The 18,561-nt window shown below is 36.7% G+C and carries 21 protein-coding genes and 2 rRNA genes; 8 read left to right on the top strand and 15 right to left on the bottom strand.

What is annotated here, in order from left to right; genetic code table 11:
* Positions 1-60 precede the first annotated feature (60 nt).
* The 6 genes from desA (at position 61) to FG382_RS10820 (ending at position 4,560) form a co-directional block, all read left to right on the top strand.
* Positions 61-1,113, top strand: a complete 1,053-nt coding sequence (desA, locus tag FG382_RS10845) for a Delta(5) desaturase DesA (RefSeq protein ID WP_142538909.1) — start codon at positions 61-63, stop codon at positions 1,111-1,113.
* 75 nt (positions 1,114-1,188) lie between these two features.
* Entirely contained in the window at positions 1,189-2,325 is a 1,137-nt protein-coding gene (locus FG382_RS10840; protein ID WP_142538908.1) for a sensor histidine kinase, read from the top strand.
* Complete coding sequence (locus tag FG382_RS10835) at positions 2,322-2,921, top strand: response regulator transcription factor (protein WP_142538907.1); 600 nt, start codon at positions 2,322-2,324, stop codon at positions 2,919-2,921. Before FG382_RS10840 ends, FG382_RS10835 begins: the two co-directional genes overlap by 4 nt.
* A gap of 104 nt (positions 2,922-3,025) precedes the next feature.
* On the top strand, positions 3,026-3,553 hold the full coding sequence (locus FG382_RS10830) for an RNA polymerase sigma factor (RefSeq protein WP_142538906.1): 528 nt from the start codon (positions 3,026-3,028) through the stop codon (positions 3,551-3,553).
* A 2-nt stretch (positions 3,554-3,555) separates the two neighbouring features.
* Positions 3,556-4,302 carry a hypothetical protein gene (locus FG382_RS10825; protein ID WP_142538905.1) on the top strand — a complete coding sequence of 249 codons (747 nt, stop codon included), beginning with the start codon at positions 3,556-3,558 and terminating at the stop codon, positions 4,300-4,302.
* Positions 4,303-4,371: 69 nt separating this feature from the next.
* Positions 4,372-4,560 (top strand): CsbD family protein, encoded by a 189-nt coding sequence (locus tag FG382_RS10820; RefSeq protein WP_373287613.1) that lies wholly within the window; start codon positions 4,372-4,374, stop codon positions 4,558-4,560.
* A 33-nt stretch (positions 4,561-4,593) separates the two neighbouring features.
* On the opposite strand, the gene FG382_RS10815 is transcribed toward FG382_RS10820, so the two are convergent.
* The 7 genes from FG382_RS10815 to FG382_RS10785 all read right to left on the bottom strand — a co-directional run bounded on the left by FG382_RS10815 (position 4,594) and on the right by FG382_RS10785 (position 9,086).
* Positions 4,594-5,391, bottom strand: coding sequence for a metallophosphoesterase (locus tag FG382_RS10815; RefSeq protein ID WP_142538903.1), 798 nt, complete (start codon positions 5,389-5,391; stop codon positions 4,594-4,596).
* A 15-nt stretch (positions 5,392-5,406) separates the two neighbouring features.
* Entirely contained in the window at positions 5,407-6,030 is a 624-nt protein-coding gene (locus FG382_RS10810; RefSeq protein ID WP_142538902.1) for an NAD(P)-dependent oxidoreductase, read from the bottom strand.
* 110 nt (positions 6,031-6,140) lie between these two features.
* Positions 6,141-6,392 (bottom strand): hypothetical protein, encoded by a 252-nt coding sequence (locus FG382_RS10805; RefSeq protein ID WP_229677393.1) that lies wholly within the window; start codon positions 6,390-6,392, stop codon positions 6,141-6,143.
* 90 nt (positions 6,393-6,482) lie between these two features.
* Positions 6,483-7,187, bottom strand: coding sequence for a CBS domain-containing protein (locus FG382_RS10800; protein WP_142538901.1), 705 nt, complete (start codon positions 7,185-7,187; stop codon positions 6,483-6,485).
* A 24-nt stretch (positions 7,188-7,211) separates the two neighbouring features.
* Positions 7,212-7,994: an ABC transporter permease gene (locus FG382_RS10795; RefSeq protein WP_142538900.1), complete on the bottom strand. Its 783-nt coding sequence runs from the start codon at positions 7,992-7,994 to the stop codon at positions 7,212-7,214.
* A complete protein-coding gene (locus FG382_RS10790) occupies positions 7,987-8,892 on the bottom strand; it encodes an ABC transporter ATP-binding protein (RefSeq protein ID WP_142538899.1) in 906 nt (301 codons plus the stop codon). The genes FG382_RS10795 and FG382_RS10790 overlap by 8 nt, the downstream gene beginning before the upstream one ends.
* Positions 8,889-9,086 (bottom strand): PLD nuclease N-terminal domain-containing protein, encoded by a 198-nt coding sequence (locus FG382_RS10785; protein ID WP_142538898.1) that lies wholly within the window; start codon positions 9,084-9,086, stop codon positions 8,889-8,891. Before FG382_RS10785 ends, FG382_RS10790 begins: the two co-directional genes overlap by 4 nt.
* Positions 9,087-9,290: 204 nt before the next feature.
* Between FG382_RS10785 and FG382_RS10780 the strand changes: the two genes are divergently transcribed.
* Positions 9,291-9,863 (top strand): GNAT family N-acetyltransferase, encoded by a 573-nt coding sequence (locus FG382_RS10780; RefSeq protein WP_142538897.1) that lies wholly within the window; start codon positions 9,291-9,293, stop codon positions 9,861-9,863.
* Positions 9,864-9,875: 12 nt separating this feature from the next.
* Positions 9,876-10,778, top strand: coding sequence for an EamA family transporter (locus tag FG382_RS10775; RefSeq protein WP_142538896.1), 903 nt, complete (start codon positions 9,876-9,878; stop codon positions 10,776-10,778).
* A 61-nt stretch (positions 10,779-10,839) separates the two neighbouring features.
* Here the strand turns inward: FG382_RS10775 and FG382_RS10770 are convergent, their stop codons facing one another.
* The 8 genes from FG382_RS10770 to FG382_RS10735 form a co-directional block, all read right to left on the bottom strand.
* Positions 10,840-11,739 carry a phosphotransferase enzyme family protein gene (locus FG382_RS10770; RefSeq protein ID WP_142538895.1) on the bottom strand — a complete coding sequence of 300 codons (900 nt, stop codon included), beginning with the start codon at positions 11,737-11,739 and terminating at the stop codon, positions 10,840-10,842.
* A 66-nt stretch (positions 11,740-11,805) separates the two neighbouring features.
* Positions 11,806-13,098, bottom strand: a complete 1,293-nt coding sequence (locus tag FG382_RS10765) for an alpha/beta hydrolase family protein (protein ID WP_142538894.1) — start codon at positions 13,096-13,098, stop codon at positions 11,806-11,808.
* A gap of 105 nt (positions 13,099-13,203) precedes the next feature.
* Positions 13,204-13,605 carry a hypothetical protein gene (locus tag FG382_RS10760; protein ID WP_142538893.1) on the bottom strand — a complete coding sequence of 134 codons (402 nt, stop codon included), beginning with the start codon at positions 13,603-13,605 and terminating at the stop codon, positions 13,204-13,206.
* Between the two features lie 2 nt (positions 13,606-13,607).
* Positions 13,608-15,572, bottom strand: a complete 1,965-nt coding sequence (locus FG382_RS10755) for an MMPL family transporter (RefSeq protein WP_142538892.1) — start codon at positions 15,570-15,572, stop codon at positions 13,608-13,610.
* A gap of 74 nt (positions 15,573-15,646) precedes the next feature.
* Positions 15,647-17,014, bottom strand: a complete 1,368-nt coding sequence (locus FG382_RS10750; protein ID WP_142538891.1) for a HAMP domain-containing sensor histidine kinase — start codon at positions 17,012-17,014, stop codon at positions 15,647-15,649.
* Positions 17,011-17,688, bottom strand: coding sequence for a response regulator transcription factor (locus FG382_RS10745; protein WP_142538890.1), 678 nt, complete (start codon positions 17,686-17,688; stop codon positions 17,011-17,013). Before FG382_RS10745 ends, FG382_RS10750 begins: the two co-directional genes overlap by 4 nt.
* A 581-nt stretch (positions 17,689-18,269) precedes the next feature.
* Positions 18,270-18,385 (bottom strand): 5S ribosomal RNA (rrf, locus tag FG382_RS10740).
* Between the two features lie 59 nt (positions 18,386-18,444).
* Positions 18,445-18,561, bottom strand: a 23S ribosomal RNA gene (locus FG382_RS10735); the annotation flags it as partial.

The following is an 18,561-nucleotide window of genomic DNA, read 5'->3' as shown; positions in this document are numbered from 1 at the left end:
CTCCTAATAACAGCATACCTTTATAGTTAGGGTAATGATTCTCTTATAGGAGGAATACTAGTGAGCAGAGAAAAAACACTTGAATTACGCAAAAATGTAAAACCGTTTGAAAACTCTGAGTTGAAAAAGAGTATTATTCAACTTATTAATACAATTCCACCATTTTTTATCGTCTGGTTCTTAGCCTATATGAGTTTAGATATTTCTGTTTGGCTGACAGTTGCTTTGTCCGTAATTGCCGGGGGATTTGTTGTTCGTATCTTCATTATTTTTCATGATTGTACGCATGGCTCTTTCTTTAAAAATAAAAAAGCCAATAATATTACTGGTACAATAACAGGAATTATTACGTTATTTGCTTATGAAAAGTGGAAACGTGAACATAATATCCATCACGCAACAAGCGGAAACTTAGATAAACGCGGTGTCGGTGATATATGGATGATGACTGTAGAAGAATATGTCGAGGCTTCCCCTATGAAACGACTTTCTTACAGACTGTATCGAAATCCAATTGTTATGTTCGGTCTAGGACCTGCATTACTATTTTTAGTAAGCAATCGTTTTAATCGAAAAGATGCTCGACCTAAAGAGCGTAATAACACGTATCTGATTAACATTTCAGTTATTGTTATTTATTCTCTTATGGTTTGGTTAATAGGTTGGCAAGCATTTGCAATTATTCAAGGAACGATTCTTTTCGTTGCTGGTTCACTAGGTATTTGGTTGTTCTATGTACAGCACCAGTTTGAAGATTCGTATTTTGAAGATGAAGCAGAGTGGGATTATGTAAAAGCTGCTGTTGAGGGAAGCTCTTATTACAAGTTACCAAAAGTTTTACAATGGGTAACTGGTAATATCGGTTTTCACCATGTGCATCATTTAAGTCCAAGAGTACCTAACTATAACTTGGAAAAAGCTCATGAATCAACTCCACCTTTACAGAAAGCAACAACGATCAATCTTCGGACTAGCTTACAATCTATTCGGTTCCGCTTGTTTGATGAAGCTAACAAAAACTTTGTAGGCTTTAAAGAGATTAAACACTTACTCAAACAACAGAAGCATTCCACTATGCTACGTGCCAAAAATGCAACATCCGAAGGAAAATAAACCTTTAGCAAAAACCATTCCATTGTATCGAGGAATGGTTTTTCCTTTATAATGAAGAAAAGTGAGGTGCATTCATTGCCAAAATGGTATCAGATTTTCCCTAAGTATCCTTGGTTAAGTATTTATGCCTGGATTGTTTTTTGTATTTTTCCTTTCTTCTTTATTTTTAAGTCAAGTACACCAATAGAAATTGTCATCGGATTAGCTTTAACGATCTTATTTTTTATATCTTACCGTTTATCATTTACTTCTACCGGATGGCTTTTATATGTATGTGTAGCTGTGGAAATAGCAATTAGTGTAACGATGACCTTACTTTTTGGTTATATTTACTTTTCTATCTTTTTATCTTTCTTCATCGGTCATATACAGCATAAAGTTAGTTTTTTTATCATCTACAGTGTCCATATAGTCGCGATCATCGTAGCCGTTATTATTGGTTTTTTCATGCAAACAGAGCTTTTTCTTTCCCATCTTCCTTTTCTAATTGCTTGTTTAATAGGAGTAATTTTATTACCTTTTAACACGTATAACCGAAATAAGCGAGAACTGTTAGAAGGACAGCTAGAGGATGCCCAGAAACGAATTGCTCAATTTACCATTATAAAAGAAAGAGAGCGAATAGCGAGAGACTTACATGATACACTCGGACAAAAGCTATCACTCATCGGGTTAAAAAGTGATTTGGCAAGTCGGCTTATCGAAAAAAATCCACAGGCAGCCAAAAACGAAATTAATGATATTAACCAAACAGCTCGCTCTGTTTTAAAAGAAGTACGGGATCTAGTCGCAAATATGCGAGGAAATAAACTCGAAGATGAACTTTTTCGAGTGAAGCAAATACTTCTCGCTGCGGAGATTTCCTGTAATGTAAGCGGAACATTAGAACTAAGAAATACCCCATTACTTGTCGAAAATGTACTTAGCATGTGCTTAAAAGAAGCGGTCACAAATGTTGTGAAACATAGCAATGCTACTTCATGTTCAATCTCGATTAAACAATCCAAAAAAGACACATTACTCAAAGTGCACGATAACGGTGTAGGACTCGATATGAAAAAGGACTGGGCAAAAGGACATGGCCTTCGCGGTATAAAAGAAAGATTAGAGTTTGTGAATGGCAGTTTTGACATCCACACCAAAAACGGTACTACGCTGAATATACGAGTGCCCATTGTGATTCAACAAATAGGACAGGAGGAACAAACATGATACGAATTGTCATTGCGGAAGATCAACGAATGGTACTTGGAGCTCTAGGTTCACTTTTAGATTTGGAAGAGGATATGGAAGTTGTCGGAAAAGCGAGTAATGGAGAAGAAGCCTTGAAGTTAATCGAAGAACTGCAGCCTGATATTTGTATTATGGACATTGAAATGCCAGTCAAAAGTGGACTAGATGCTGCGGAGCAACTTAAAGAAAGCAATTGTAAGGTCATTATTCTAACCACTTTTGCAAGATCTGGCTATTTTGAACGTGCACGAAAAGCTGGAGTAAGTGGTTATTTACTAAAAGATAGTCCGAGTGAAGAACTTGCGAATTCTATCCGTATTATTATGGATGGCCGTCGTATCTATGCACCGGAGCTGGTCGATATTGCTTATGAAGGCGAAAACCCTCTTACAGAGCGCGAAAGTCAAGTGCTGGAGCTTATCGCAAACGGTAAAAACACAAAAGAAATTGCAAAAGAACTTTATATTACTACGGGTACTGTTCGCAACTATATTTCCGTGATTTTGGATAAGTTAGATGTCGGTAATCGAATTGAAGCGATCGCTAGATTTAAAGAAAAAGGTTGGTTTAAATAGTCGTTTTCCACTGCTTAAAGTATTTACTTTAAGCTTTTTTTATTTCCACTAAACTTTTAGCTCCCTTGAAGGGTATATATAAGTGAAAGGAGTGAACAAGTTACATGCATGAAGATATTTTAGAAGAGATTAAAAAAGGAAATAGAGATGCATTTCGCCATCTTTACGATGAATATGCAGGTTATGCAATACGAACAGCAAAAGCGATTACTCGTAACGACGAGCTTGCAAAAGACGCTGTGCAGGAAGCTTTTATTCGTGTATACCGCAATATATCTTCATACGATTCTACACTTTCCTTTGGTGCTTGGTTTTATAGAATTTTAGTCAATGAATGTAACCGACTTTTATCAAAAGAAAAAAAGGTAGTACCCACCGATACTTCATTAATGGAGGGAAACCCGAAGCTAACAGAGCATTCGGAAGAAGGGGTTAGCGATTTGTATGGAATTATCCAGCATTTAGCTGACTTGTACCGGATACCACTATTACTGAAATATATAAAAGGTTTTTCTGAAAAAGAAATTGCAGATATTCTGAATCTGAATCAAAATACCGTAAAGTCAAGGCTCTTTAACGGGAGAAACTTGTTAAGAGAGCAACTCAGCCTGATGGAAATGGAGGGAAACTAAGAATGGACCATATGGATGAGCGAATTAAAAAAGAGATACTCGAACATACAGAGGATTCGATAGATCAGTTAAAAGACGATATTTGGAGCCATTTAGATCAAGAACTTTTTCAAGAAAAAAGCAGACGGGAGAAAAAAATGAAAAAGAAATCCAAAGTTATTCCAATCATTATTGCTGCTGCAGCTGGGGTAATGATATTGTTTAGCACACAAACGGACACCGGAATGGCGTTCATTAAACAAATAAAAGATATGTTCGAACCAGAAAAAGAGATTATACAAAGTATTGAAGGTACAGAAGAACCAACAGATGTTGTTCTCCAAGAAGGCAAAGACGCAGAATACGTGATTTACATCGATGAAGAACGCTATAAACTTATTAAAGACGAAAATGCCGATATTATTACGACAAAAGAGCCTTTAGAAGAGAGATATCCAGAAGTTTCAATGAAAATTGAACAATTTAAAGACCTTACTCCAGAAGAGATAGTTGCTTCAAAAGAAACGGAACTTGCTTCGGAATATTCCAAAGTGACAGCAACAGAATCTGTAACTGATCCGGTAGAAGGCTATAAACTGCACGCGATCGATGGCGGCACAGAGTGGGATAGTCCCGTTACTAACGTATATGTAGTTGACAATAAAAACGGTGGAAGCTTTGTTATTACAGAAAAGTATTTTCTAGAAGCTGCAGAAGGTCATGGAGCAAGATTCTATGCAATGTTAAAGCAATTTGTGATTGTAGAATAAGTTGTATAGTTTCACTTTATTCCACTTGGGTATATACCTAATAGAACCATAATTCGAGGAGGAATACACATGAGTGGATTATCAGACAAATTCAAAGGTACTGTAAACAAAGTCAAAGGTGAAACAAAAGATCAAATTGGAAATGCTACCGATGACAAGAGGTTACAAGCTGAAGGTAAGCTTGATAAAGTCAAAGGCGAAGCTCAACAAGAATTTGGAGAATTTAAAGAACGATTGGATAGAAAAGATAATAAGTAGCTACTAGCCCCCTACAAAACTGCAGGGGGTTTATTATGTAGCTTTTAATGTGACAACAACAATTTCTGGTGTATTAAACACCCTCACCGGAAAAACACTGTTTCCTAGTCCCCTACTAACAATCATTTTTGTATCCTGCTCTTCATAAACACCTGCTGTATACTTCGGAAATAAACCTTGTCCAGGTGCAGCTAACCCACCTAGGCCAGGTATGCGAAATTGCCCTCCATGTGCATGTCCTGAAAATACGAGGTCTACTCCATTATCTACATAATCCTGAAAGGTTTCCGGACGATGCGATAGTACTAATGTGTATGCATCGGTCTTATCAAACTTGCTCAATGCATCCCCAACCAATACTCCATTCAATGGATCTTCAATTCCTACAATGCGCAACTGCTCTCCATCTTTTTCTATGGTTATCTCTTCATTTGATAATACGTTTACACCTAAATCAGCCAATGAAGCTTTAATATGATCTACATCATTTGTCGCAATTTCATGATTACCTGTCACATAATAAATAGGCGCAAGCGAAATAATTTGCTTGACTACGTCTAAACTATTTTCTAAGTCATATCGATTACTATCTATTAAATCTCCTGTCAGGAAAATAAGATCTGGTGATGCATTTCGCACTTTTTTGGCAAGCTTTTCTTGGTTTTCTCCGAATGTTGCATCATGTAAATCAGAAATTTGTACAATCTTTAATTCATTAAATGCTGTTGGAATTTTATCTGATTCTACTGTAATATTTGTTGTTTTAATCCCATAATTCCCTATATATAAAGCAATTGCTATTACAATTAATCCTACTACCCATTTTTTCATTTAATTTCTCCTAAATTATTCGGGACTCATAATTCCTACTCTATAACCAATATGTTTATTCTCCATTAATTCATTATATGCAAATAGAGCTGTATCTCCTGTTGTCGTTCGTACCGCTCCTACTGGTAACCTATCTCTTTCGATTATATAATCATTGGTCACATCACCGCTAGGCAAATACGTTGGACAAACAATCGTCCAATCTAACATGGATGTACTTAATATTTGAAATACACGGTGATGTTCTTTTGCGGCCACTTTTGATCTTTGTTTTGATTCAGATGATTCGTATCGTAGTAGCCCCGGCTCAGTCCTACTGTCCAATATTCCTGCTGTTCCAATCGTTACGATACGACGGATATTCCGATTTTTCATCGTTGCAATAATATGTGTGATAGACTCTGTTAATACTGTCGTCTGGTCGGTCCCAAGGGCACTTATCACCACATCTGCATTTTCTAATGCTCGCTCTATATCCGCTCGGTTTCTTGCGTCCCCTTGTAGGACGGTCAACCCCTCATGAAGTTGCACTTTTTCGGGATCTCTTACAAGTACTGTTACTTCTATATTGTTTTTCAATAGTAATAAAAGAATGTCTTTTCCAACACGTCCAGTAGCACCAAACAAAGCAATTTTCATTTCTACTCACTCCTTATATATAATTATAACAAATACAAAAAAAGTATCCCTGTATAGAACTACAAGGATACTTTTTCATGTCGATTTATGTTATTTCCCGGGAAATACACTTAAAATGAATTCGTAGAGATTATTAAAGCAAAAATAGCACCATAAAAAATTATAATAAGTCCAATACTAATAGCCATCCAAATAAGTGATGCACGAGCATAGTTACGACGTTTGTCAGGACTTCCAAATCCCCAGATAAAGAGCATGACGATGTTAACGATTGGAATAATCATAATAAGCATCGTAATAAGCCACTCGCCTACCGACATATCGCCAACCGGCTTTTGTTGTATATTTTCATACTGTTCCAAAATTAGTCCTCCTTTTCCTTTAATGTGTAACACTACCATTTTACTCGAAAAAGGAAGAGAAAAGACGAATTTTGTAAAAGTTTTTCTCACTTATTTAATTTTCATCAAACTCATCGGTGTCACAATTCCAATCAGTTTGTTATTTGGCTTGCCATCTTCTGTGATTAGCAGTGCTTCTAAACGACGTCCTCTCGTTACTGCTTCCTTGAAAATCTCCAATGCTTCATAAACAGATTCCTGCTTCGCGACGAATTGATGATTTTCTCTGTCATTTTCATGTGCCAGAATTTCTCCTAGAGTCGTTCGTGATCTAGAAAATTCTTTCGACTCTACCACGCTAGCCATCCACATAGTAATGCCGACTGGTGTGATCAACCCTTTAAACTTCGTACCATCATACACTGGAAATTGATTATACTTTTTATCTTTAATTACTCTTAAAGCATAACTCAAGGAATCTGTTTGTTGAAACATCGTTACATTCGTTCGAAACATGCTACCGACGGTTACAGGAGTCCTCAAAGCTGTTTCTATTTCCTCCATTTTTAGGACCACATCTTCATGAGGTTCGGCAATCGCAAACTCCATGGTCGTACGATTGTGAATGATTGCATTCCGCAGATCACCATATTCTCGCAAATCTGCTTCATATTTTCTTATTACTGCATTCTTTTTTTTCGCATAATCAATCAGTCGAAAAAATGCCATATGCTCCTGTGTTCCGATAACATCTTTCATTAGTTGATCTATTCGATTATATGCTGTAACAAATCGATCAGAATTGTGAGTTGGCATCTTTTTTCACCTCAAGCTAGTTTTTTAAATTTTGGTTTTAGAAATATTTCTTTTAGCGAAATAAACTGCCCCGAATATTAATAAAACAATTAATAATAATGTAATGACTAAACTCCATGTAAATGGTGTTTTATCAACACTTCCACTTAATACATATCCTGCATACATAGGTATTTTCCAAGGAGAAATTGTCCAGTACGCTCCAAGCAAAGCATCAATAAATTGAAAAAATAAAACGAGTGCAAGAGATACAACGGAAGCAATTGCAGTCGAAAATGCCGCACTTGAGAACAAAACAACGCTAACCACAAATAACAGCCAAACAATATACGTCCCAAGAAAGCCTATAAACGCCCCTATATCCACCGATCCAAAAAGCACATTTGTATAATATAAATTTGCTAGTAATCCAAGTATGATACTACCAATTACTAGTATGCACATCATACTGAACTTACTATACACATAGCTTGCATACGAAATCGGGCGAACATATAAAAATGTAGCGTTTCCGTTCTTCCGTTCTCTTGAAATAATTCCTGCAAATCCAAGCGTGATCACTAGCATCCCGATAAACTGGTACTGACTGACCGTAGCCATGACGATTTGCTCTGGGGTGAACTCGGGAAATGGAAAAACGGTTCCTTCCGGCATATTTCCTACTGCGTTCAGTATTTGTGGTAAATAGTAATTGGTTAAAGGCTCCGTAATACCAAACAACAAAAACACAAGGGGAATCCAAAGAATTTTAAAATTACGTACATTTTCTCGCCACTCTTTTTGAAATAATACTGAAAAATTATTCACCCTTATTCACCACCTGTAAAAAGATTTCTTCCAAACTAGCTGTTGCTCGCTCTACTTTTAACAAACTTAAATGGCTATCCGCAAGTACACGCAGTACTTCGTTCATGACTGGTTTTTCCTCTTCTAAATGGATAAAAGCAATAGAATTTTCCTGTCTAGCTGGCCAAGGGGAAATTTCTACAAACTTCGCTGCTTCCTCAGTAGAAATGAAGTAAATCTTGTACATAGGATTTGCATATTTTTCTCGCACTTGCTGCATAGATCCCTGCTCCACTAATTTTCCTTTTCGTAAAAACACTAATTGATCGGTCATTTCCTCTGCATCATTTAAAATATGAGTCGAATATAAAATGGTCGTTGTTTCTTGTAGTTCTTTTAGTAAATTCATTATTTCTCTTCTACCTATTGGATCTAATGCAGATACCGGTTCATCTAATAGTAATAATGCTGGTTTGTGCACTATCGCTTGAGCAAGGCCTAGTCGTTGTTTCATGCCCCCGGAAAATGTACCTGTTTTTTTGTTTTTTACATCTGCAAGACCTACAAACTCAAGTGTTTTTACCGCTTCCTGTTTTGCTATTTTAGGATCAACACCGCTTAACTTTGCTGCCATTTCCGTAAATTCAAGTGCCGTTAGCCAAGAATAAAACTTTGGATACTGCGGTAAGAATCCAATTACTTTTCGAATATCTTCCGTTACTTCCCCATCAAATACAATGGTTCCGCTCGTTTGTTTTAATAGCCCTGCAAGCATGGATAAAGTTGTTGTTTTCCCTGCTCCATTTGGTCCAATCAGTGCGGTTGAAGTGTTTTTCAGTAATGAAAATGTTAAACTGTCCACCGCTTTTTCTTTTCCATACTGTTTGGTTAAGCCTTGCATATGCAATAATGTTTTCATTCATTTCGTCTCCCTACAATGAAATAGATAATTGGTCCGATTAAATTTCCTAAAATAATGACCAGTGCCCACAACCATTTTGGCCCATTCGTGCTACTTACCCTGGTTAAGTCGATAATGGCAACAAGCATTAATATTAATTGAATAATTATGAACGGCAATATAAGCATCCACGGAATTGATTCTAAATCCATCCTAATTTCCTCCCTTTGTTTTCTTTCTTCTATTCTACTATATATAGAACAAAAAAGTTTCAAAATTTTTTACTTTTACTAAAATATCTAAACAAAGTTGATTTCCGCATGCTTAAAGACTAACAAGACATGCGACATCTCCTCTATCATAGGCACTTCTCCTTTTGTTCTGTTATAATGTTTCATTGGGAAGGTGGATGAACAATGAACATTTCTATTCGAAACGCACGTAAAGAAGATGCTCTGGAAGCTGTTCCGCTAATTATGGAAGCTATTGGAGACATTGCTATGCAACTAACGGGGGAGACAGAGCAAGCGAAAGTTGTCCAAGAGTTGGAGCATTTGTTTACTCGTACAGATAATCGACATTCTTATTTATATACGTATGTTGCAGAAATGGAAGGATCAGTTGCTGGCGTGCTCGTATTTTATTCAGCTGAGCAGGCTACTACTCTCGATGCAAATTTGGCAGAATATCTTTCTAATAAAAAAGGAACTACAGTTAAAATAGACCCCGAAACGTTACCTGGGGAATGGTATGTAGATACGGTTGTAGTGAACCCTACTTATCGCGGTCAAGGTATTGGTACAAAGCTTTTAAATCATGCCGAGCAATTAGTAAAAAGCTTCGGCGGCGGCAAACTATCTTTAAATGTAGAAACGGAAAAATATGCCGCTATTAGCTTGTATAATCGATTAAGTTTTGATAATGTATGTCCTTGGACAATTATCGGTGAACCTTTTTATCATATGGTAAAAACAGTAAGACCCGATTAAAGGAGAAATTTTATGAAATCATGGATTTACCCACTGATGGTCGTTTTTGCGGCCAGCTCATATGGGACTTTGTCAACAATGGTGAAACTTGCAATTGGAGATGGCTATACAGCCTCTGAAGCCGTTGCGAGTCAATATATTGTAGGTTTTCTTTTAGCTTTAATTATTTATCTTGTAACACAACGAAAGCTGCCACGTTTATATGGTGGGGGTAAAATTATAATATTAGCAGGTATCTTTACAGGTTTGACAGGTATCGTTTATGGACAAGCGCTAATTTACTTGCCTGCTTCTCTAGCAGTCGTGATGCTATTTCAATTCACATGGATTGGTACATTAATCGATTGTATTATAAGAAGAAGATTGCCGACCAGACCTGAAGTTATTTCGCTTATTATTTTATTTATCGGAACGATTTTAGCTGCTGGTGTTCTTGATGTCGATTTAACTGGAATTGACTGGAGAGGCTGGATGTACGGATTTGCTGCTGCGGTTTCATTCTCTTTGAATATGAACGTCAACACGAAACAAGTAGAAGGGATGAACACAACGACTCGTCTATTATTTGTTTCATTTATCGCAGCTGTGATGATTGCTATTTTCCAAAGTCCTGAAATTATGTGGAACGGGAAATTATTCACGGAATCATTACTATTTTACGGACTAGCTCTTGGACTACTTGGTATTATTGTTCCTATTTACTTATTCGTAATAGCTGTTCCTAAAGTCGGAGGTGCGGTTTCTTCTATATTAAGTGCGATGGAGTTACCAGTAGCCGTTATTGTTTCAGTACTTGTATTAAGCGAAGCATTATCGTGGTTACAAGTTTTAGGGATTATCGTTATACTAGTTGGAATGTGCATTCCGGCGCTCGCTGGAATTCGTAGAAACAAAAAACGACAAACTGCTTCATAACTTAGCTAAGAAAAAGAGTCTAATTCATATTTGAATTTAGACTCTTTTTGCATTGTTGCAGTTACACATAGACAGAAAAATCTACAATTCCTGCATAGGGTGCTTCGTTCTTTATCTTTTCTTCCAAATCCAACAAAGAATACTTTTGCCATTCTTCCAAATTGTTTTTATCCCATGTTTTATTAAATAGCTGATACAAAAAGATCTCTCTCAGTTTTAGGAATATAGGAATTTGTTTAACTATGTCCTCATGAAGTGAATTTTCCGTTTGATACCCCACAAGAAAATGATTCATAAATATCTGAGGAAAAGCTTTTATATCGGCATTGAAAGAGCTATGTTGCCAATATGCATGATAGAAAGCCACTGCTATATCTTGTGCATACCAATTGAATGCGCAGTCATCAAAGTCAATTGTAAAAATAGTACCATCCTTATTAATGATTAGGTTCCCCTGATGAAAATCATTATGAATCAAACCAAATGTACTTTCTTCTCTATCAAATGTATGTAGGCTTTGCATTAGTACATCGTAACGTTCCTGTAACCATGTGGACAAGTTAGCCCGAATACCAAACACATCCATATTCTCAACTGACCATAAAGGTCGGTGCATTTCCTTCACTGTAAATTTTTTTGAAAGAGCATGCATCTTTCCCAAAATCCTTCCCCATTGTTCAAATATATTTTCATTCCAATGCAATGCATTTGTTACATCCATCATGTCGCCTTTAACAAATTCGAAATAAGTCCTTACCCTCCCATTTTCCTCTTCCAAAGGCATTTCCGACATAGGAACTGCAACTTCATGTTCATATAGGAATTTCATCCATTCAATTTCCTGTAAAACCATTAGCTTTGTTTTTTTAGCATTAGATATCCTTACTACTTTTTCTTTTTCCTCCATGTAAAAAACGTCGTTATGAAACCCTCCATTAAGTCGAACACAATTTTCTCTCATCCTGCTTCCCCCTACACAAAAATGCTGAACTTCTAAAAGTTCAGCATTTTATATTCAACTCTCCACTTATTTTACATCTTCCTGCAAGAAATGGACTATACCATCTATTAAACCTTTCGCTAATGGAAGATCGGGATTAGAATAGATAGCGGTATTTCCTTCTCGATCTGCAGGTGCTTCTTTCAATACATGATTCATCTTATCTACAATAAGCAAATCCGAATCTTTCTTTGCTTCATGTAAAAGTTCCGCGTCTTTTACTGGAACTTGTATATCTGTACTACCATTCACTATAAGGATCGGTTTGTTTAACTTTTGAAGCTGTACAGCAGGATCATATTGCAGCCACGATATCATATATGGTTGAACCGATGGACGAAATACACTTTGTAATTCCGGGCTCACTGTTTTCACTTGCTCACCTTGCTTTAATTTTTCTAGAATATCATTGGATTCTTTCAATAGGTTTGCTGGCAGCTGTGCTTGAAGTTGTTCTAGAAGCACCTTATCGATAGGTCTCCCAGCACCAGCAATGGAAATGAACGCATCCGCATCAGCTTTTTGGCTAGCTACCATTCCAATTAAAGAGCCTTCACTATGACCAATTATTCCTACATGAGAAAAGCGTGCATCTTCCTTCGCAAAACGAACCCATGCAGCAGCATCATCAATGTATTGATCGAATCGCAAATCCTCTTCCTTGCCCGCTAAACTCGTATTTTTCCCAACTCCTCGCTTATCGTAGCGAATAGTTGCCACGCCTTCTTTCGCTAAATCCTCTGCAAGCATTTTCAAGCTATTGTTTTTTCCTGGTAATGCAATGGAGTTTCCGTTTCGATCAGTAGGACCAGAACCAGCAATAATGACCATTAGAGAAAAAGGTCCTTCCCCTTTAGGAACTTCTAGTTGGCCAGACATCGTTCCACCTTCTACTTTCACTTTTACTAAACGATCTTCTTCCACTTCCTCTTCTTTACTTCCCTCCCTCAATTCAAAAGGAAAGGTCTGCCCTTGCTGTGTAAAGATCCCCGTAATCTTTTCTTGTTCGACTTTACCATCAAACGTTAACTTTTGTCCTTGGATGTTCATATCAAACAATAAATCAGACTTATTTAATGTTACATTTGTTAATGGATAATCATTTAGACCTTGTACGGGAATACTAATCATCCCTTTGTCGGCTTCAAATTCGACTATAATTGGTAGTGGTTGATCAGGAATTTGAATGGAACCTTCCCATACACCTTCTATACTTTCTAATGAACTCATCTCTTGTGCCTCCTCTTTTTCCTTACTACATGCAGTAAGTAACAAAAAGACCATTGCTACTAAAGAAAAAACAATGGCTAATTTCCTCATACAAACCCCTCTGCCTTTGTTATATATACAATATAACAAAGGTCAGAAGGAGAGTAAAGAATAGAAAGCTCTATTAAGTTTTTAATAAAAAAATAGAAGCGCAGGTCACACTGCACTTCTACCTTTTTCTACTCTGAAAGTTACTAAAACAAATATCGCAAAACTGATTAATAATATCGTGCCACCTACTATATATGCAATAAGCGCAAAATTCTTATCGATATTAAATGGCTGTATGAACTGTAAATACATACCTAATGTTAGTCCAACTGCTCCTATGATTGCAGTCCAACCATGAACAGCCACAAGTTTAGGAGATTTAATTTTATACAATTTATAAAACAAACCATATACAAATAACGACAACCATCCTACTAGTAAAATATGTGCATGAATTGGTCGTAACGCATAAGACCCTGCCCCTGCCATATGAGAACCTAGATAAGCTCCCAGTAATCCAAATAATGCTCCTGCACGTATTAGTCGTAAACTCCACTTTTCTTGCATCTTTATTTCCCCCTCTTTGTAATCGTTAATAACGCTGGTAATAATAATGGTCGAACGATAAACGTATCTAATAACACACCAACTGCAACAGCAAAACCAAATAGTTTAAGCTCCATAACTGGTTGTGATATTAAAACAGCAAATGTAGCCGCAAGTATTAATCCTGCTGATGAAATAACCCCGCCTGTTTTTTCAACCGCCTTCGCAATTGCTTCTAGTTCGCCATACTGTTTTCTTTCTTCTTTCAACCTACTCATTAACATAATCGAATAGTCCACACCAAGTGCTACTAAAAATACAAATGTGTAAAGGGGAATTCGATAACTAAAAGACGTATACCCGAAGAACATATCGAAAATCCAAGTAGAGAAACCTAAAGCAGCTCCAAATGACAATAAAATAGAAAACATCATCAACAACGATGCTCGAATCGATCTCGTTTGGAATGCAAGCATTAATCCAATCAATACTGTCATTAATCCCATTACGAGTAATGTATCTCGATTATTAATCTTACGGATATCCACTTGTTTCACTGTCTCTCCACTTACTAAAACATGTTGGTCTTTTAGTTCATCTCTAATCGTTTCCACTTCATTCAAAGCTGCTTTGCTATAAGGATTTGCATTTAATATAATGGAAAACTGTGTGTACTTATCACTTTCTGAAGATGATGGCCGCAATTGACTTACAAGTGGTCTCTCTTCTAACTTCTCTTGAATACCCGCTATTACTTTCTCGTCTTTTGATTTAACTAGAATGGTCGTTGGTGCTATTTCACCTTCTGAAAATGCCTTTCCTAGCCTTGTAAAACCTTCTCTCGAAGATAACTCTTCTGGAAAAGATGCCAACAAGTCATATGAATAGACGATTGTTGTTGCATGCCATGTACCAATACCAAGTAGAAGGAGAATCGGAATTGCTACTTTCCATGGTTTTTTCGTACTTACTTTTCCTACATTTGTCCATATTCTCGTTGTTTTTTCTTTCTTTTTTGGTGTTTTTACAACTGCAAATAAAGCCGGCAATAAAGTAAGCCCTGCGACCAACATTATTATGACCGCAATCGCAAATACCGGAGCGAAATTACGATACGGCTCATATATCGCAAATGCAAGTGTTGCCACTCCTGCTAAAATTGTACCACCACTAAATAGAACAGTTTCTCGGGTTTTAGCAAGTGCTATTTTCATATCCTGCTCTTCTTTATAACGAGCATACAAAAGCAGCGAATAATCGGTAATGACCGCAAACAATAAAATCATCATAATGGATAGAGCTTGGTTTTCAATTGTAATGGATGTGAATTTACCAGTTAGACCAATCAATCTATCCACTACCCCGTACACGATTCCAGCTCCGATCAGTGGAATGATTGCAAGGATAAACGAACGATAAATAATAATTAACAGGATAAAAATAATCCCTACTGTTGCTAAAAGTAAAACTATATCAGCCTGTGAAAACAGCTCAATTGTATCACTTGCTATACCAGCTGGCCCCGTATAATAAATAGTAAAACCTGCCGGGATAATGTTGGATACATTCTTTTTAATTTCTTTCACTTGTGCGTGTATCTCTTTACTTTCTAATTGCCCTTCCAAAATTAAAGGGATAAAGAATGTTTTTTTATCCTCAGAAACAAATGAAGCACGATGCTCCATAGGTATTTGAGAAAACTTCGGTATACCAGGATAATTTTCTTCCATTAACGTGAGAATGCTTTGTATTTCCTCATCTGTAGCACCCTTATCTTTTTCAAAAACTATTAAAAGAGGTATTCCCTCACTACTAGAGAAATTTTCTTTTACTATTTTATCAGCTTGAATGGATAAAGCTGTTTCTGGTAGACCTGCATTTTTGGATGTACTTGCAACTTCTTTACTGGATGGTGCAAGAAAAGAAAGTAATCCTACGATCACTAACCAACTCGTTAATGTTATAAGCCAAGTACGCTTGTTTTTCATTTTGCTACCCCCTTTAAGATTTCCTTACAGGGGTAACTATACAAGTCGAAAGTGAACAGAAGATGAACGGATGATTACATCTTCTTTAGTTGGATACTGACCTTTGTTCCATGAGGTTCCACATTTTCAAATGCAAGAATACCATGGTGCGATTGTATGACTTCCTTTACAATAGCAAGACCTAACCCGCTTCCCTCTACTTGTGTTGATCTTGCCTGATCCTCTCGATAAAATCGTTCTGTCCATTGTCCATAGTCTGTATTTTTGTTTCCAATACCACTATCCTGTATGATGACTTGCACATACTCCGAAGTTTCGGACATCGCTATTTGTATCTCTCCCGGAGAATAATTATATTTGATTGCATTAGAAATAAGATTTTCCCAAGCGTACTCTAACATCTCTTTATCCCCCAGCACCTCTACTTTTTTCAATTGCAATTGGATGGAAATGTTTTTTTCGTCTAATAACCATCTAAATTTCATAACAATCTGTTTTAGTTGCTCATCCAGTCGATATGGTTCTTTTTTTGTTCGAGTATTTGCTTGATCGAATGAAGTGAGCAATAATAATTGCTTCATTACACCTGATAGACGCATAGCCTCTTTTCGAATGATTTCTGCGTAATTTCCATTTAACTCTCCATTTTCAAGTAAAGTAGCATATCCTTGTATATTTAATAGTGGTGTTTGAAAATCATGAGATACTCGAGCAATAAACTCTTTTTTATAACGGTCACTGGCTTCCAATTGCTTTACCATATTCCTAAAACTATCCGCCAATTGACCAATTTCGTCTCGTTGATTTACTAGAATCGGCACTTGAAAGTCTTCGTTTGCAATTTTATTAGTTGCAACGGTAAGCTTAGTGAGCGGATCAATCATCCGCTTAGCAACGATCAGCATCGCAATAATACTAATGATGATCATTGCACCAGCAAGACCCCCTAATAGTAAATGGATTTCATTGAATAGAAATTTTATATTGGGTCTTTGAAATAGTGCATACTTTTTATGATCGTACGTGAATGGAACCCCAACCGTATTGGTTAATTCATTTGAAAAGTATCCAGTTATAAACGTTTCTTTCGGAAACTCTCGCATCCCATGATATACCTCGCCATGTAAAACGTTATTTACAATAGCATCAGGCAATTCACGAACCCTAAAATCGCCGCCATAGAACTGTTCTAAGCCATCTTCATTTACGACATATATTTGGTACCCCGCATCTCCTATTGTCTGTAGAAGCGGGGTTATGCTGTCTAGGTTTGATGATTCGATAAGCCCTACTATGGAACTGGCTACTTCGACGTTCTTTTCATCATTTTTCTCTTTTAAATTTTGATGATAAAAGGTATTAACAATCATAAAACCAATTGTCCCACTGGCAAACATAATAAGGAGTGTCATCCAGACAAATTTGCTATATAAAGTTTTCATGTATGCGTTCCTTCTAATTTATATCCAATTCCCCGAACTGTTTTAATCTGTACACCTGATTGGGTTTTAGCTAGACGTTCCCGTATTCGTTTGATATGTACACTTAATGTTTGTTCTTCCCCTTCAAAGTCGATTCCCCAAACAGCTTCGATTAATTGATCACGAGTAAATACTTGGTTTGGTTTAGAGGCAAGCTTTGAGAGTAATTCAAATTCTTTTAAAGGTAAAACGAGTAATTCTTCTCCTATTTGCAGCTCGAAGCTCTTTCTATTGATCAACATATTTCCTACTTGTATATTGGCATCACTTGTTTTATCATATCTTCTTAATATTGCACGGATGCGGAATAACAATTCTTTTGGTTCAAATGGTTTTACTAAATAATCATCTGATCCTGCTAAGTAGCCTTTTTCTTTATCCTCTAAGCCGCCTTTTGCTGTTAGTAATAAAACAGGGAAGTCATATTGCTCTCGAATAATTTTAGTTAAAGTCAAACCATCCATCTCTGGCATCATCACGTCCACTATTGCAAGGTCAGGCATTTCTTTTTCGATTAAAGCTAACCCTTCTTTTCCATTTCTAGCTTTCACTACCCGATATCCCGTATTCGATAAAAAGATAGAAATTAACTCTAACGTATGTATATCATCATCTACCGCTAATATTCCAACCATATTAGAGCCTCCTTTTATACCTTATTATGTCTATCAAAAACTGCACGACAACATGCACATCTTAATACGTAATTTGTCTAATAGCAAGTAACAAAGGTGATGAAAGCAATGCAAAAGAATACTTTCTACCCCGCTGTGGAAAATGAAAGTCATTACATGAAATGTCACACATAATAGGGATAGTGCGTGTTAGAAAATAGAATGAAGTGTACACTATGATTTTCGCAACAGAACGCGAAAATTATATAGGTATCTCATGCGCTCGTATATCTTTGTTATACGCTCCTAAACATACGCCTTGCGCTCCTTAAAACTGTTTATGCTCATACTGACGTTTCATGCGCTCATATAGACGCCTCATGTGCTCGTATATCTTTGGTTGTTATCTGCTCCTAGCAGAAGTCAAATACGGCAATTTCGGCAAGCTTTAAGACATATTGTCCCTATACTACGTTCAATTTTATAAATAACATAACCTACGTATATTACTTGTGATAAGTTATCTACATATATAGAGTTTTTATTATTTTCTAAGCACAAAAAAGCCGCTACCGAATAAATCGGTAACGACTTTTATATTTGCCCAGCGACGTCCTACTCTCACAGGGGGAAACCCCCAACTACCATCGGCGCAAAAGAGCTTAACTTCCGTGTTCGGTATGGGAACGGGTGTGACCTCTTTGCCATCATCACTAGACGATGAGTGCTTGTTCACTCAAAACTGGATAAACAGACATTTACTACAGATAAATACATTTGGTTAAGTCCTCGATCGATTAGTATTCGTCAGCTGCACGTGTCGCCACGCTTCCACCCCGAACCTATCTACCTCATCGTCTTTGAGGGATCTTACTTACTTGCGTAATGGGAAAT

The sequence above is a fragment of the Psychrobacillus lasiicapitis genome (assembly GCF_006861795.1).
GTDB lineage: Bacteria > Bacillota > Bacilli > Bacillales_A > Planococcaceae > Psychrobacillus > Psychrobacillus lasiicapitis.
The sequence above is the reverse complement of the archived record's forward strand: the minus strand, read 5'-3'. Positions and strand labels throughout refer to the sequence as shown.